Annotated in this window: 11 protein-coding genes; 9 read left to right on the top strand and 2 right to left on the bottom strand. The window is 66.5% G+C overall.

All coding sequences use genetic code 11. The features are described 5' to 3' along the window. The first annotated feature begins 5 nt into the window (after nucleotides 1-5). The 8 genes from ACQY5B_RS01495 (at nucleotide 6) to ACQY5B_RS01460 (ending at nucleotide 9,855) form a co-directional block, all read left to right on the top strand. Nucleotides 6-785 carry a DeoR/GlpR family DNA-binding transcription regulator gene (locus ACQY5B_RS01495; RefSeq protein ID WP_420326712.1) on the top strand — a complete coding sequence of 260 codons (780 nt, stop codon included), beginning with the start codon at nucleotides 6-8 and terminating at the stop codon, nucleotides 783-785. Continuing rightward, the gene (locus ACQY5B_RS01490; protein ID WP_420326714.1) at nucleotides 782-1,549 is read left to right on the top strand and encodes a triose-phosphate isomerase; all 768 of its coding nucleotides are present in this window, start codon (nucleotides 782-784) and stop codon (nucleotides 1,547-1,549) included. Before ACQY5B_RS01495 ends, ACQY5B_RS01490 begins: the two co-directional genes overlap by 4 nt. An 18-nt stretch (nucleotides 1,550-1,567) precedes the next feature. Beyond that, nucleotides 1,568-2,023, top strand: coding sequence for a D-erythrulose-4-phosphate isomerase (gene derI, locus ACQY5B_RS01485; RefSeq protein ID WP_305967739.1), 456 nt, complete (start codon nucleotides 1,568-1,570; stop codon nucleotides 2,021-2,023). Between the two features lie 102 nt (nucleotides 2,024-2,125). Further along, the gene (locus ACQY5B_RS01480; protein ID WP_420326715.1) at nucleotides 2,126-3,664 is read left to right on the top strand and encodes an FGGY-family carbohydrate kinase; all 1,539 of its coding nucleotides are present in this window, start codon (nucleotides 2,126-2,128) and stop codon (nucleotides 3,662-3,664) included. Then, the gene (locus tag ACQY5B_RS01475; protein ID WP_420326716.1) at nucleotides 3,657-5,327 is read left to right on the top strand and encodes a glycerol-3-phosphate dehydrogenase/oxidase; all 1,671 of its coding nucleotides are present in this window, start codon (nucleotides 3,657-3,659) and stop codon (nucleotides 5,325-5,327) included. Before ACQY5B_RS01480 ends, ACQY5B_RS01475 begins: the two co-directional genes overlap by 8 nt. Before the next feature lie 25 nt (nucleotides 5,328-5,352). Then, complete coding sequence (gene dhaL, locus ACQY5B_RS01470) at nucleotides 5,353-7,089, top strand: dihydroxyacetone kinase subunit DhaL (protein ID WP_420326717.1); 1,737 nt, start codon at nucleotides 5,353-5,355, stop codon at nucleotides 7,087-7,089. A gap of 77 nt (nucleotides 7,090-7,166) precedes the next feature. Next, a complete protein-coding gene (locus tag ACQY5B_RS01465) occupies nucleotides 7,167-8,141 on the top strand; it encodes an ABC transporter substrate-binding protein (protein WP_420326719.1) in 975 nt (324 codons plus the stop codon). A gap of 13 nt (nucleotides 8,142-8,154) precedes the next feature. Further along, nucleotides 8,155-9,855: an ABC transporter permease gene (locus tag ACQY5B_RS01460; protein ID WP_420328555.1), complete on the top strand. Its 1,701-nt coding sequence runs from the start codon at nucleotides 8,155-8,157 to the stop codon at nucleotides 9,853-9,855. A 6-nt stretch (nucleotides 9,856-9,861) separates the two neighbouring features. Here ACQY5B_RS01460 and ACQY5B_RS01455 read toward each other — a convergent pair whose 3' ends face one another. Together ACQY5B_RS01455 and ACQY5B_RS01450 are read right to left on the bottom strand one after the other, a co-directional pair. Beyond that, on the bottom strand, nucleotides 9,862-10,380 hold the full coding sequence (locus ACQY5B_RS01455; RefSeq protein ID WP_420326720.1) for an HD domain-containing protein: 519 nt from the start codon (nucleotides 10,378-10,380) through the stop codon (nucleotides 9,862-9,864). Then, nucleotides 10,377-11,417: an ABC transporter ATP-binding protein gene (locus ACQY5B_RS01450; RefSeq protein ID WP_420326721.1), complete on the bottom strand. Its 1,041-nt coding sequence runs from the start codon at nucleotides 11,415-11,417 to the stop codon at nucleotides 10,377-10,379. The genes ACQY5B_RS01455 and ACQY5B_RS01450 overlap by 4 nt, the downstream gene beginning before the upstream one ends. A gap of 230 nt (nucleotides 11,418-11,647) precedes the next feature. Between ACQY5B_RS01450 and ACQY5B_RS01445 the strand changes: the two genes are divergently transcribed. Then, complete coding sequence (locus ACQY5B_RS01445; protein ID WP_420326723.1) at nucleotides 11,648-12,670, top strand: AraC family transcriptional regulator; 1,023 nt, start codon at nucleotides 11,648-11,650, stop codon at nucleotides 12,668-12,670. Nucleotides 12,671-12,727 lie beyond the last annotated feature (57 nt).

The raw sequence follows: 12,727 nt of genomic DNA, 5'->3' as shown, positions 1-12,727 counted from the left end.
GACCGGTGAAAAGAGACGACAGGCAACAGGCGATCATGGACCTGCTGGTCACGGACGGAGAGGTCGAGCTTGATGCGCTTGCCGATCGTTTCGCCGTGTCTCGCATGACCATCCATCGCGACCTCGACGACCTCGAAAGCGCGGGGCTCTTGCGCAAGATCCGCGGTGGCGCCACGATCCGCTCCGGCACCCAGTTCGAAAGCGATTTCCGCTTTCGCGAACGGCAGGGCGCACCGGCCAAGATGGCGATGGCCAGGGCCGCGCTGCGCCTGGTCGAGCCGGGCATGACGGTCATGATCAATGACGGTTCGATGGCCGCGATCCTGGGACAGCAGCTTGCCGCGTGCCGTCCGCTGACCGTGATCACCAACAACGCGGCGGTCATGGACGCGCTGAGAGCAGAGGCCGGGATCACCCTGATCGCCCTCGGCGGCGTCTATTCCGCCAAGTTCAACGCCTATCTCGGCAAGGTGACAGAGGATGCGCTGGCGCATCTGCGCGCCGACGTGGCCTTTATCTCCTCTCCCGCCGTGTCGGGGCTGGAGGTGTTTCACATGGATGAAACCGTGGTCCGGTCAAAGCAAGCGATGATGCGGCAGGCGGCGTGCCGGGTGCTGCTGGTCAACCACAGCCGCTTTGGCAATGCCGCCCTGCACCGGCTGGCCGCCCTGTCCGAGTTCGACCACATCATCACCGACCAGCCCCCCGCCCCCGAGGCCCGCGCGGCCCTGGAGCAGGCCGGGCTGCCCCTGACATTCGCAGACACCCAAGAGGCCGAGGCATGACACACCCGCAGTTCTGGATCGGAACCAGCTGGAAGATGAACAAGACGTTGGCAGAGGCACAGGCCTTTGCCTCCGCGCTGGCAGGGGCGGACGCGGATCGCGACCCGCGCATACAACGCTTCGTCATCCCGCCCTTCACCGCCGTGCGCGAGGTCAAGCAGATCCTTGCGGACAATTCGGTCAAGGTCGGCGCCCAGAACATGCACTGGGCCGACGAGGGGGCCTGGACCGGAGAGGTCTCTCCGCTCATGCTCACCGATTGCGGGCTGGACATCGTCGAACTGGGCCATTCCGAACGACGTGAACATTTTGGCGAGACCGACGAGACCGTGGGCCTCAAGACCGAGGCCGCCGTGCGCCATGGATTGATCCCACTTATCTGCATCGGCGAGACCCTGGCCGAGCGCGAAGCGGGCCGTGCGCAAGAGGTGCTGGAAGCGCAGGTGCGCGGCGCCCTGGGCAAGCTGGACGACACCCGGAAAACCGCGCCGATCCTGCTGGCCTATGAACCCGTCTGGGCCATCGGAGAGAACGGTATCCCCGCCACATCGGACTATGCCGACGACCGGCAAGGTGAGATCATCGCAGTTGCCGAAGAGGTTCTGGGACGCCGCGTGCCCTGTCTCTACGGCGGGTCGGTCAACCCCGGCAATTGCGAGGAACTCATCCAGTGCCCGCATATCGACGGGCTTTTCATCGGGCGCTCTGCCTGGAATGTCGAGGGTTACCTCGACATCCTTGCCAGGTGCTCCACCGCCATCTGAACGAAAGGACACGATCCCATGAAGATTGCAGTTGCAGGCGACAGCGCAGGCGAAGAACTGGCAAAGGTCCTCGCCGACCATCTCAAGGACAAGCACGACGTCGCGGAAATCTCGCGCACCAGCGAAGGGCCGGACCCGTTCTATGCCAATCTCTCGGACCGCGTGGCCAGCGCCGTCATGGCAGGCGAATACGACCGCGCGATCCTGATCTGCGGCACCGGCATCGGCGTTGCCATGTCTGCCAACAAGATCCCCGGCATCCGCGCCGCGCAGTGCCATGACACCTATTCGGCGGGCAAGGCCTCGACCTCGAACAACGCGCAGATCATCACCATGGGCGCACGCGTGATCGGGGCGGAACTGGCCAAGGACATCGCCGATGCCTTCCTGTCGACCTCCTTCGACCCCGAGGGCCGCTCGGCCGGGAACGTGAAGGCGATCAACGAGGTCGACGCGAAATACAACAAGGCGTGATGCCGGTGCGCCCACGGGCGCCAAGCATGCACGCCACATCCGGAGCCCGGCCTTCCTCCCCCGGGCTCCGTCCTTTTCCCGGACAAACCCGAGGGGCATGACATGGACCGGATCCTGGCCATCGACAGCGGTCTTACCGTGACCAAGGCGGTGATCTTCGACCTGAAGGGAACGCAGCTGGCCGTCGTACGCCGCAACGTGACCCAGCTGAAACCCGCCCCACGCCGGGTTGAGCGGGACATGGACGACTTTTGGCGGCAGACCGCCTCGGCCATCCGCGACGTGCTCGAAACCAGCGGGACCGACCCGGCGCGCATCGTCGCCGTGGCGGCCACCGCACATGGCGACGGGATCTACCTGCTGGACAAGGCGGGCGCCCCGCTGGGGACCGGCATCCTGTCGCTGGACAGCCGCGCCTTTCAGATCGTCGAGGACTGGCAGGCCGACGGGACGGATCAGCGCGCGCTGGCCCTGACCGGACAGGTGCCGCATGTCTCGGCCCACTCCGCTCTACTTAGCTGGATTCAACGCCACGAACCGGACCGCTATGCGCAGATCGGTCATGTCCTCGCAAGCAAGGACTGGCTGTGCTATTGCCTCAGCGGTCGCATCGGCACCGATCACACCGAGGCCAGTACCTCCTTCACCGACGTGCAATCACAGGTCTGGTCGCAAGAAGCGCTGGATCTCTTCGGCCTGGGCAAATTGCAGGATGCCCTGCCCCGCGCCGACCATTCCGCCAGCCTCGTCGGAGAGATCACGCAAGAGGCGGCAGACGCAACCGGTCTGCGCCCCGGAACCCCCGTGGCGGCAGGTCTGCATGACGTGACCGCCTCGGCGCTGGGTATCGGCGCGCATCGGCCCGGGGTCGTTGGGATCGTTGCGGGCACCTATTCGATCAACGAAAGCGTCTCGACCCAGCCGATCGTGGATGCGCGATGGTTCTGCCGCAATGCCATCGACGGGGGCCAGTGGAACAACATGTCCATCTCGCCCGCCTCGACCACGAATTACGACTGGTTCCTGGATACTTTCTGCGCCGTGGAGCGCGCGCAAGCCCGAGCCGAGGGCCAGGATATCCACGCACTGCTGCGCCCCGAGATCGACGCGGCGCTGAGCCGCCCCTCCTCGATCCTCTATCACCCCTATCTCTTCGGCTCACCGATGGGCGCGGCGCCCAGCGCCGGTTTTCTGGGCCTGCGGGGCTGGCACGAACGTGGCGACCTTCTGGCCGCGCTGCTCGAAGGCGTGGCTTTCAACCACCGTGATCACGTCGATGCACTGCGGGACAGTTTCGGCGGCAGCGAGGCCCGGTTGACCGGAGGCGCCTCGCGCAACCCGTCGGTGGCACAGCTGTTTGCCGATGTGCTGGACATGCCCGTGACCGTCACCGACACGGACGAGGCTGCCGCCTGGGGCGCCGCACTTTGTGCCGGGGCCGCGGTGGGCGCCTTCGCGGGCTGGAACGCGGATCCGCGTGACCTCGCCACGCTGGAAACCACCTATCTGCCCGCGCCTGAACGCGCCGCGCATTATGCCCGGCGCTACGCAGTCTACCACGAGATTGCCGAAGACATGGGGGCGGCCTGGGATCGCCTGAACAGCCTTGAAACCCTTGCCCGGGGCAACACCGATGACTGACCCCGAGGCAGAAGAGTTTGACGTGCTGATCATCGGCGCCGGGGTGAATGGCGCCGGCGTGTTCCGCGATCTCTGCGCGCAGGGGCTGAAATGCATGATCGTCGACAAGGGCGATTTCGGGTCAGGCACCAGTGCGGCCCCGTCACGCCTGATCCACGGCGGGCTGAAATACCTCGAGACCGGGGAATTTCGCCTCGTCGCGGAATCCACCTATGAACGGAACCTGCTGCTGAAGAACGCGGCACACCTCGTCCGCCCCCTGCCCACCGTGATCCCGATCCAGTCCTGGACAAAGGGCGTTTGGGCCGCGCTACGCACCTTTTTCGGTTCCAAGACCGCGCCACGCAGCCGTGGGGCGCTGCTGATCAAGGCCGGGCTGGCGATCTACGATTTCTACGGTGCGAAAGCGCGCCAGATGCCCCGGCACAGCATGTTGGGCCGGGCGCGCGCCCTTGCCCAGATCCCGGCGTTGACACCCCGGATCGTCGCCGTGGGCACCTACTACGACGCCACCGTGACCGCCCCGGAACGGCTGGTGATGGAGCTGGCCTCTGACGGGGTCGCCCTGTCGCCCGCGTCAGAGGCACTGAACTGGACCGCCGTCGAGGGACATCGTGACGGCGCCGTGTCCCTGCGCGGGCCGCAGGGACAACCCCGTGTCGTTCGCCCGCGTTTCGTGGTCAATGCCGCGGGGCCCTGGATCGATCGCGTGAACGCAATTCTGGGGCTGGAGACCCGGCTGATCGGCGGCACAAAGGGTTCGCATATCCTGCTGGATCACCCCGACCTGCTGGATCAGTTGGACGGGCGGATGATCTATTTCGAAGGGGACGACGGGCGCATCCTGCTGGTCTTTCCCTTTCACGGCAAGGCACTGGTCGGATCCACCGACATCCCGGCGAAAGACCCCGATGCCGTGATCTGCACCGAGGCCGAGACCGACTATTTCATCCAGAGCCTGCGCGACCTGCTGCCCGGGCTTCACTTCGATCACGACCAGATCGTCTATGCCTACGCGGGCATTCGCCCCCTTCCCAACTCCGAGGGCGTGGCCCCCGGGCTCATCAGCCGCGACCATTCCGCTCCGCTGGAACCGGCGACGCCACGGCGCGCCTTTCCGGTCATGTCCTTGGTGGGCGGCAAATGGACCACCTTCCGCGCTTTTTCGGCAGAGGTCAGCGACCGGATCCTGGCCGAGCTTGGCAAGCCGCGACAGCAAACGACCGACGACCTGCCCATCGGCGGCGGGCGGGACATGCCCCGGACAGAGGATGCGCTCCGGGACTGGATCGCTGACGTGGCGGCAAAGACCGCCGTTGCGCCGGACCGGTTGACCGTGCTGCTGGACCGTTACGGGACCACCGCACGCCAGATCGCCGCGCATGAGGGCGCCGAGGCCACCGCCCTGCCCGACGCGCCGGACCACACCGACCGCGAGATCGACTGGATAGCACGGCACGAGGCGGTCCAGCACCTGTCCGACATCCTGTTGCGCCGCACATCGCTGGCCATCAGTGGCCGCCTGACACCCGCCCTGTGCCGCGCGGTCGCAGCGATTGCGGGCGGCGCTCTGGGCTGGGGCCCAGACGGGACGCAGCAGGAACTCGCGGACCTGGCGACACTCCTGTCCGAAAGGCATGGCGTTCACCTCGACTTGCGCTAGCCTGCGCCGAAAGGGAGGCCGCATCATGTCGCAGAAGCACCGCAAGCTGATCAACGATCCCGACCACCTGATCGAGGACCTCGTGTCCGGCATGGTCTCGGCCCATCCCGACCTGATCTGCGTCGAAGGCGATACCGGCCGGGCCATCGTCGCGCTGAACGGCCCGCGCGATGGCAAGGTCGGTATCGTCATCGGGGGTGGCTCGGGTCACGAACCTGCCTTCGCGGGCTATGTGGGCAAGGGGCTGGCCGATGCGGCCCCCCTTGGCAACATCTTTGCCTCTCCCTCACCGAAGCAGATCATGGACGCGGGATTTGCCGCCGATGGCGGCGCGGGGGTGCTGTTCCTCTACGGCAATTACACCGGGGACGTGATGAATTTCGGCATGGCCGAAGAGGGACTGGCAGAACACGGGATCACCGCGCGCTCTTTCCTCGTGACCGATGACATCGCCTCTGCCCCGCCGGACCGGGCAGAAGAGCGTCGCGGGATCGCCGGGGATTTCTTTGTCTTCAAGGTCGCCGGGGCGGCGGCGGATCTTGGCCTGCCATTTGATGCCGTCGAACGGGCCGCCGCGCGCGCGAACGCGGCCACGCGAACGATGGGCGTGGCGCTCTCTGCCTGCATCCTGCCCCAGACCGGGCGCCCCAATTTCGACCTGCCCGTGGGCGAGATGGAGATCGGCATGGGCATCCACGGCGAGCCGGGCATCGAACGCGGTCCTGCCGAGGGGGCAGACGCCGTCGTGGACCGCCTGCTGCCGCCGATCCTTGATGAATTGGCCTGCACGGCGGGCGACCGGGTTGCCGTGCTGGTCAACGGGCTGGGCTCGACCAGCCTGATGGAGCTTTACCTGCTGCACCGGCGTGTCGCGCACCTGCTGGACGACCGGCAGATCACGATCCACCACAGCTGGGTCGGCGAATACTGCACATCGCTGGACATGGAAGGCGCCTCGATCACGCTGATGAAGCTGGACGCAGAGCTGCAGGAATGGCTTGACCATCCCTGCGAGACACCCGCCCTGCGCGTCGGCAAACCCGATGTGACCCGCACCGCCCGCCCGCGCAGGCATAGACACAGGGCCGATCGCGTGGCGGACGCCAGAGATCGTGCCAACCTGCGCACCGATGGCGACGTCACCCCGGCAGAGTTTCGCGCCATGATGCGGGCGGGGGCCGAGGCGATCTTTGCGGCGGTTGACCGGCTTTGCGCGCTCGACGGAGAAATCGGCGATGGCGATCACGGCATCACGATGGAACTCGGCTGGAAGGCCGTGCTGGACGCGATGGACGACGCCGATCGCGACATGACCATCACCGGCCTCTGCGAAGTGATCGCCAACAGCTTTCTTTCTGCCGTCGGCGCCTCGGCCGGGCCGCTCTATGCCTCGGGCTTTGGCGCGGCCGGACGGGCCGTCTCCGACCGCTGGGCGCTGGATGCAGGGGCGCTCGCCGCCTGGCTGGATGGCATGGCGCAGGGCATCGCGGGGCGTGGTGGCGCGACGCTTGGCGACAAGACCATGCTGGACGCCTGGCTGCCCGCCGCAGAGGCGGCAAAGCTTGCGTCCAACGAGGGGGCCTCGTTGCGCGAAACGCTGGAACGCGCCCGCGACACAGCCCGACGTGGCGCAGAGGCCACCGCGCAGATGCAAAGCGCCAAGGGCCGATCCCGGAAACTGGGCCAGCGGTCCATCGGCCACGTCGACCCGGGCGCGGTCTCGGCCGCTTTGCTGCTGGCCGCCTGGGCGGATGCGCTGTAGCACCGGACCGACCGTTGAAAGACTGTCACATTGCTCTGATAGCCCGTCGCCGATGTAACCAAATCATGGAGACCCTCATGCGTTTCGCCCTTACCGCGCTTGCTGCCGCGCTGCTTTCGACTTCGGCGATGGCCGAGGTGTCGGGCAAGCTGGTGCTGTATACCTCGCAGCCCAATGCCGATGCACAACAAACGGTCGACGCCTTCCAGGCCAAGTACCCGGAGGTCGAGGTCGAATGGATTCGCGACGGCACCACCAAGGTCATGGCAAAGCTGCGCGCCGAATTTGCCGCCGGCGCCCCGCAGCCCGACGTCCTGCTGATCGCCGACATGGTCACGATGGAAGGGCTCGAGGCCGAAGGTCGCCTGATGGCCTACCCCGAGGCCGACACCAGCGCCTATGACCCCGCGCTGATGGATGCCGAAGGGCATTATTTCTCGACCAAGCTGATCACCACCGGCATCGTCTACAACACCGGCGCCGAGATGGTCCCGACCTCTTATGCCGACCTGCTGAAAGAGGCGGCCAAGGACAAGCTGGCGATGCCTTCGCCGCTGACATCCGGCGCGGCGACCATCCACATGGCCGCCATCACCGCGCATCCCGACCTGGGCTGGGATTTCTACGAAGGCCTGGCCGCTCAGGGCGCCATCCCCGAAGGCGGCAATGGCGGCACCTACAAGGCCGTCGCCGGGGGCGAAAAACTCTATGGGTTCGTGGTCGACTTCCTGCCGATCCGCAACAAGCTGGACGGCGCCCCGGTTGAGTTCGTCTTCCCCGAGGAAGGGGTCTCGGCCGTGACAGAGCCGGTCGCCATCCTGTCGACCGCGCAGAACCCGGACGCCGCCAAGGCCTTTGTCGACTTCCTGATCTCGGAAGAAGGCCAGCAACTGGCCGCCGACATGGGATACCTGCCCGCGCACCCCGCCATCACCCCGCCCGAGGGGTTCCCTGCGCTGAACGACATCAAGCTGCTGGACTTCGACCCGGCCAAGGCCCTGGAAAGCGACCAGGCCAACAAGATGAAGTTCACCGAGATCTTCGGCGGCTGACCTCTTGCGGCTGGTGAACTTCCTGCGCAGCGGCGAGGGCCTGACCCTTGCCGCTGTCACCTTTTTCGCGCTGGCCCTGCTGGTCTTTCCGCTGGGCCTGCTGGCGCGTGTCGGCGTGACACAGGACGACGTCCTTTCGCTGGCGCCCCTGTCGGATGCGCTGTCCTCGCGCTCGGTCTGGCGCGCCTTCACGCATTCACTGGAAAGCGCCCTTTTCTCGTCGCTTATCTCGCTGGTCGCGGGCACCGGGATCGCGCTGGCCATCGGTCTGACCGATATCCGCTGGAAAGGTATCTTCACCTTTCTTCTGCTGATCCCGATGATGATTCCACCGCACGTCACGGCGATTGCCTGGATCCAGGCGATGGGCCCGTCCTCTCCGATCCTGCGCAGCCTGGGGATCGCGCCGGAACTGGGCACCACGCACCCCCTCTATTCCCCCGGCGGGCTGATTTTTCTGCTGGGCGTCCAGCATACGCCGCTGGTCTTTCTTGTTGTCCTGGCCGCGCTCCGCGCCCTGCCGCGCGAGATGAGCGATGCCGCACGGATCGCCGGCGCCGGTGGCGGCAGACTGCTCCGGCGCATCATCCTGCCGCTGCTGGCCCCGACACTGATCGCCGGATATGCGCTGGCCTTCGTCTCGGCGCTGGGGAATTTCGGCATCCAGGCGCTGCTGGGCATTCCCGCGCGCTACATCACCCTGCCGGTGCTGATCTGGCAACGGCTGGCCAGCTTCGGCCCCTCTGTGCTGACCGACGTGGCGGTGATCGCCTCGATCCTGGCGCTCCTGGCGGTGATGGTGATCCTGCTGCAGATGCTGCTGCTGCGGAATGCCCGCAGCACACTGATCGGCCCGCCTCAGCCACCGCTGCACATCCGCCTGGGACGCATGCGCGGCTGGACCGAGGCCGGACTGTCCCTGCTGGTGCTGGGCACGCTGGTTCTGCCCATCGCGGCGCTGGTGGCGACGGCCCTGGTGCGCACCTACGGCCTGCCGCTGAACGGCGACACGATCACGCTGGACAATTTTGCCGAGATCCTGTTCCGGCAATCCGTCACCGCGCGCGCCTTTCTGAATTCTTCGCTGACGGCCGCCACGGCTGCGGGAATCATCGCCCTGGGCAGCATCCTTGTCGCGCATTTCATGTCCTCGCCCCGGCGTCCCGTGCGGGGCACCGGCCTGGGCATCGCAACGCTGAGCGAGATGACCTACGCCATTCCGGGCCTGGTGATCTCGATCGCCTTCATCCTCGCCTTTCTCAAGCCCCTGCCGCTGTTCAACGTCTCGCTCTACAACACGCTGGGGATCATCCTTGTCGCCTATCTCTGCGCGTTCTTCTCCATCGCGCTGAAACCCGTCAGCGCCGCCTTCGTGCAACTGGACCCCGCGCTGGACGAGGCCGCCCGGATCTCGGGCGCGTGCTACGGACTTCGGATGCGACGGATCTTTCTGCCGCTCATCGCACCGGCGGCAGCCTCGGGGGCGATCCTTGTCTTTCTGACCGCCTACAACGAGGTCACGGTTTCGGCCCTGCTGTGGTCTAGCGGGAACGAGACCATCGGCACGACGATCTACAATTACGAGGATGGCGGTTACACGACCCTTGCTGCCGCGATGGCCAGCGTGACGGTGGTGGCCACGATCCTTTTAATGGCCGCATTGGATCGGCTGGGACGACAGGCGCCGCGCGGCGTGGTGCCCTGGCGGATATGACCCGCCTCAGGACAGGAGCGGCGCGAATTCGACGTCGATCCGCTCGAACAGGGGCAAGTGGTCAGCGGTCGTTTCCAGCAGCGCGGGGTTGCCCGCGTGCCTTTGGCGTATGTCCGCGATCCGTTGGGACAGGGTCAGGGTCTCTCCGTTCGGGCCGGACCGGTTGTCGCAAAAGGTCAGCGCCCGGCTGAGCGCCGTATCCATCATCCGGCAGGTCGGCCCGTAGTGCCCGGCGAGGTCCGGCCGCGTCCGCAGGCAGAGCCCGCGCGCGCCGGAATGGTGCAACACGGCATCGACAACCTCGGCACCGCAGCCGTCGGACCGGGCCAGAATGGCCCCGTCGACCGGGTGAAATCCTGTCTTGGCAAAGGTCTCGGCATAGCCGATGTCATGGTAGGCGGCGGCAATGACCAGCCGTCCGCCGAAATCCTGCCGCGCCTCGACCCTTCGGGCCAGTTCCATGACCCGCCTGATATGGGCCAGTCGGGGCGCGTCCGGTGGAAACCAGTCTTCGGGCGCCTTCATCCCGGCAGGACCCAGGCCCGCTTGATCCGCAGGGCCAGCCGGTCCCCGACCCGCATCGGCGCATGATGGGCCACCGTCAGGCTGGCGCCCGCATCGAGGTCCAGAACCGCTTCCCAGATTCCGCCGCGATAGAGAACATTGCGCACCGTTCCTGCCAAATGCCCTTCGTCGCCGTCCTCCAGGATCTCGATCCCCTCGGGGCGCACCAGCGCCTGCGCCGGCCCCTCCGGCTGTCCGGGTGCGGTGGTGACATCAAACCGGCAGCCGGACAGCTCTGCCATGCCGTCACGATAAAGGACGTCGACGACGCTGCCATGACCGATGAATTCCGCCACCTCGACGGACCCGGGCCGTTCGTAGATCTCCTGCGGCGTTCCCACCTGCAGAAAGCGCCCCCCTTTCATCACCGCCATGCGGTCCGCCAGGGCCATCGCCTCGCGCTGGTCGTGGGTGATGTACAGCGTGGTTGCCCCGGACGAGCGATGGAAATGCAGCAATTCGCGTTCCATCGTTCCGCGCAGGTGCGGATCCAGATTGGCCAGCGGTTCGTCCATGAGGATCGTCCGCGCCCCGCCCGCCAGGCAGCGCGCCAGCGCCACGCGTTGGCGCTGGCCGCCGGACAAGGCCTCGGGCTTGCGCCCCGCCATGTCCTGCAAGGAAACGGTTTCAAGGTGCGTCTCGACCGAGCGCGCCGCCGCCTTGCGCGACATGCCTCCCGCTTCCAGCGGAAAGGCCACGTTGTCCCGGACGGTCATGTGCGGCCAGAGCGCATAGGACTGAAAGACAAACCCGGTTCCGCGTTGTTCGGGCGGCACCATCGTGCCCTGCCCTGCCACCCTGTCGCCGTGGAGGAGGATCTCGCCGCGATCCGGCGTTTCAAGACCCGCGATCAGGCGCAAAAGCGTGCTCTTGCCACAGCCGGATTCCCCGACGATGACAAAGAGCTCGCGGTCGGCCACCGTGAACGAAACCTCGGCGACGGCCGATTTCCCCGCATAGTCCTTGCCGATGTTTCGGACCTCGATACCCGTCGTCATGCGCCCCTACCTCGCTGCGCGCAGGCCCCGGTGATTCCGGCGGATCCCGGCGTCTGGTGGCGGACACCCGGCGTCCGCCTTGCTGGCCGATGCTTACGACCGGCACCGGCGCAACCGCAACCCGATGCCGCGGAAATGCCTGCCCCGCAGCCGAAAAACCCCAGCTGCATGCCGTTTTGCTCCGGGTACCGGGCAGTCATCGCCTTGGGGTTGGACCACGATGCGGCACGATGGGTAAACTGGACCGCATGGGCTATGTGACATCCCTTTTCCCGCGCAAGGTGATCGCGGCCGTCGGACTGGCGGTCGACGGCCCCGGCTTGCTGCGCGGGCTGGGACTGGACCACGACGCGCCCTGGGACCCCAAGATCATGGTGCCCGTGACCATCTATTACGACATGCTGGAACAGATCGCCGAAACGGTCGACCCGACCGACCTGCCGCTGAAGGTCGGCGCCTCCATGCGTTGTGACGAATACGGGGCACTGGGCCTGGCCTGGAAGGCCGCCCCCGACCTCATGGGATCGCTTTCGCGAATCGAACGCTATGCGCGTGTCTGGACCAGCGTTGTGGAATACGAACTGCGTCCCGATCCGCGCGGCGTCCTGCTGGTCCTGCAACGGGCCGGGATGCGGCGGCTCGGTCTCAGGCTCTCGAACGAGACGTCGCTGGCCAGCGCGGTCTCAATTGCCCGGCAGGTCAGCCCGGTGCCCTTTGCCCCGCTCGAGGTCCGGTTTCAACATCCGCCGCCGCGCACCCTGTCCCACCACGAAAGCTGGTTCGGCTGCCCGGTCCGTTTCGACAGTGATCAGGACGCGCTACTGATTTCCCACGAGTCGGTCAGACAGCCGAATATCCTGGGCGATGAGGGCATCACGCGCTTCCTGATCTCGCATCTGGACGAGGAACTGTCCGAGATTGTCGGGGAGGATACGCTGGAATCCCGGTCCAAGGCCGCCATCGCCCGCGCGCTAAGCGAGGGCCTGCCCAGAATGGGCGATATCGCCCGGGGCCTTGGCCTCAGCGCGCGCAGCTTTCACCGGCGGCTGTCCGAACAAGGGCTGAGCTTTCAGACCCTGACCGACGAGACCCGCCGCGAACTGGCCGAAGGGCTGCTGCGCGACGAGGGGTATTCGCTGGCAGAGGTCGCCTTCCTGACCGGGTTTTCCGAGCAGAGTTCCTTTACCCGCGCGTTCAAGCGCTGGGTCGGGCGCACCCCGGCGAGCTACCGCAAGGCCTACGGCGCGGGCTGACGCCCCATTGGCAACAACGGTCAAAACGCTGGCGATGGCGGTCAATACCCGCTGCCC

This window comes from Antarctobacter sp. (assembly GCF_965277915.1).
Taxonomy (GTDB): Bacteria; Pseudomonadota; Alphaproteobacteria; order Rhodobacterales; family Rhodobacteraceae; genus Antarctobacter.
This window is presented reverse-complemented; position numbering and strand designations above follow the sequence as displayed.

Bases quoted from the DNA above. Each gene is read 5' to 3' on its own strand.
- ACQY5B_RS01445 (WP_420326723.1), top strand. From the start codon at position 11,648: ATGGGTAAACTGGACCGCATGGGCTATGTGACATCCCTTTTCCCGCGC.
- derI (WP_305967739.1), top strand. From the start codon at position 1,568: ATGAAGATTGCAGTTGCAGGCGACAGCGCAGGCGAAGAACTGGCAAAG.
- dhaL (WP_420326717.1), top strand. From the start codon at position 5,353: ATGTCGCAGAAGCACCGCAAGCTGATCAACGATCCCGACCACCTGATC.
- ACQY5B_RS01465 (WP_420326719.1), top strand. From the start codon at position 7,167: ATGCGTTTCGCCCTTACCGCGCTTGCTGCCGCGCTGCTTTCGACTTCG.
- ACQY5B_RS01475 (WP_420326716.1), top strand. From the start codon at position 3,657: ATGACTGACCCCGAGGCAGAAGAGTTTGACGTGCTGATCATCGGCGCC.
- ACQY5B_RS01450 (WP_420326721.1), bottom strand. From the start codon at position 11,417: ATGACGACGGGTATCGAGGTCCGAAACATCGGCAAGGACTATGCGGGG.
- ACQY5B_RS01455 (WP_420326720.1), bottom strand. From the start codon at position 10,380: ATGAAGGCGCCCGAAGACTGGTTTCCACCGGACGCGCCCCGACTGGCC.
- ACQY5B_RS01480 (WP_420326715.1), top strand. From the start codon at position 2,126: ATGGACCGGATCCTGGCCATCGACAGCGGTCTTACCGTGACCAAGGCG.
- ACQY5B_RS01490 (WP_420326714.1), top strand. From the start codon at position 782: ATGACACACCCGCAGTTCTGGATCGGAACCAGCTGGAAGATGAACAAG.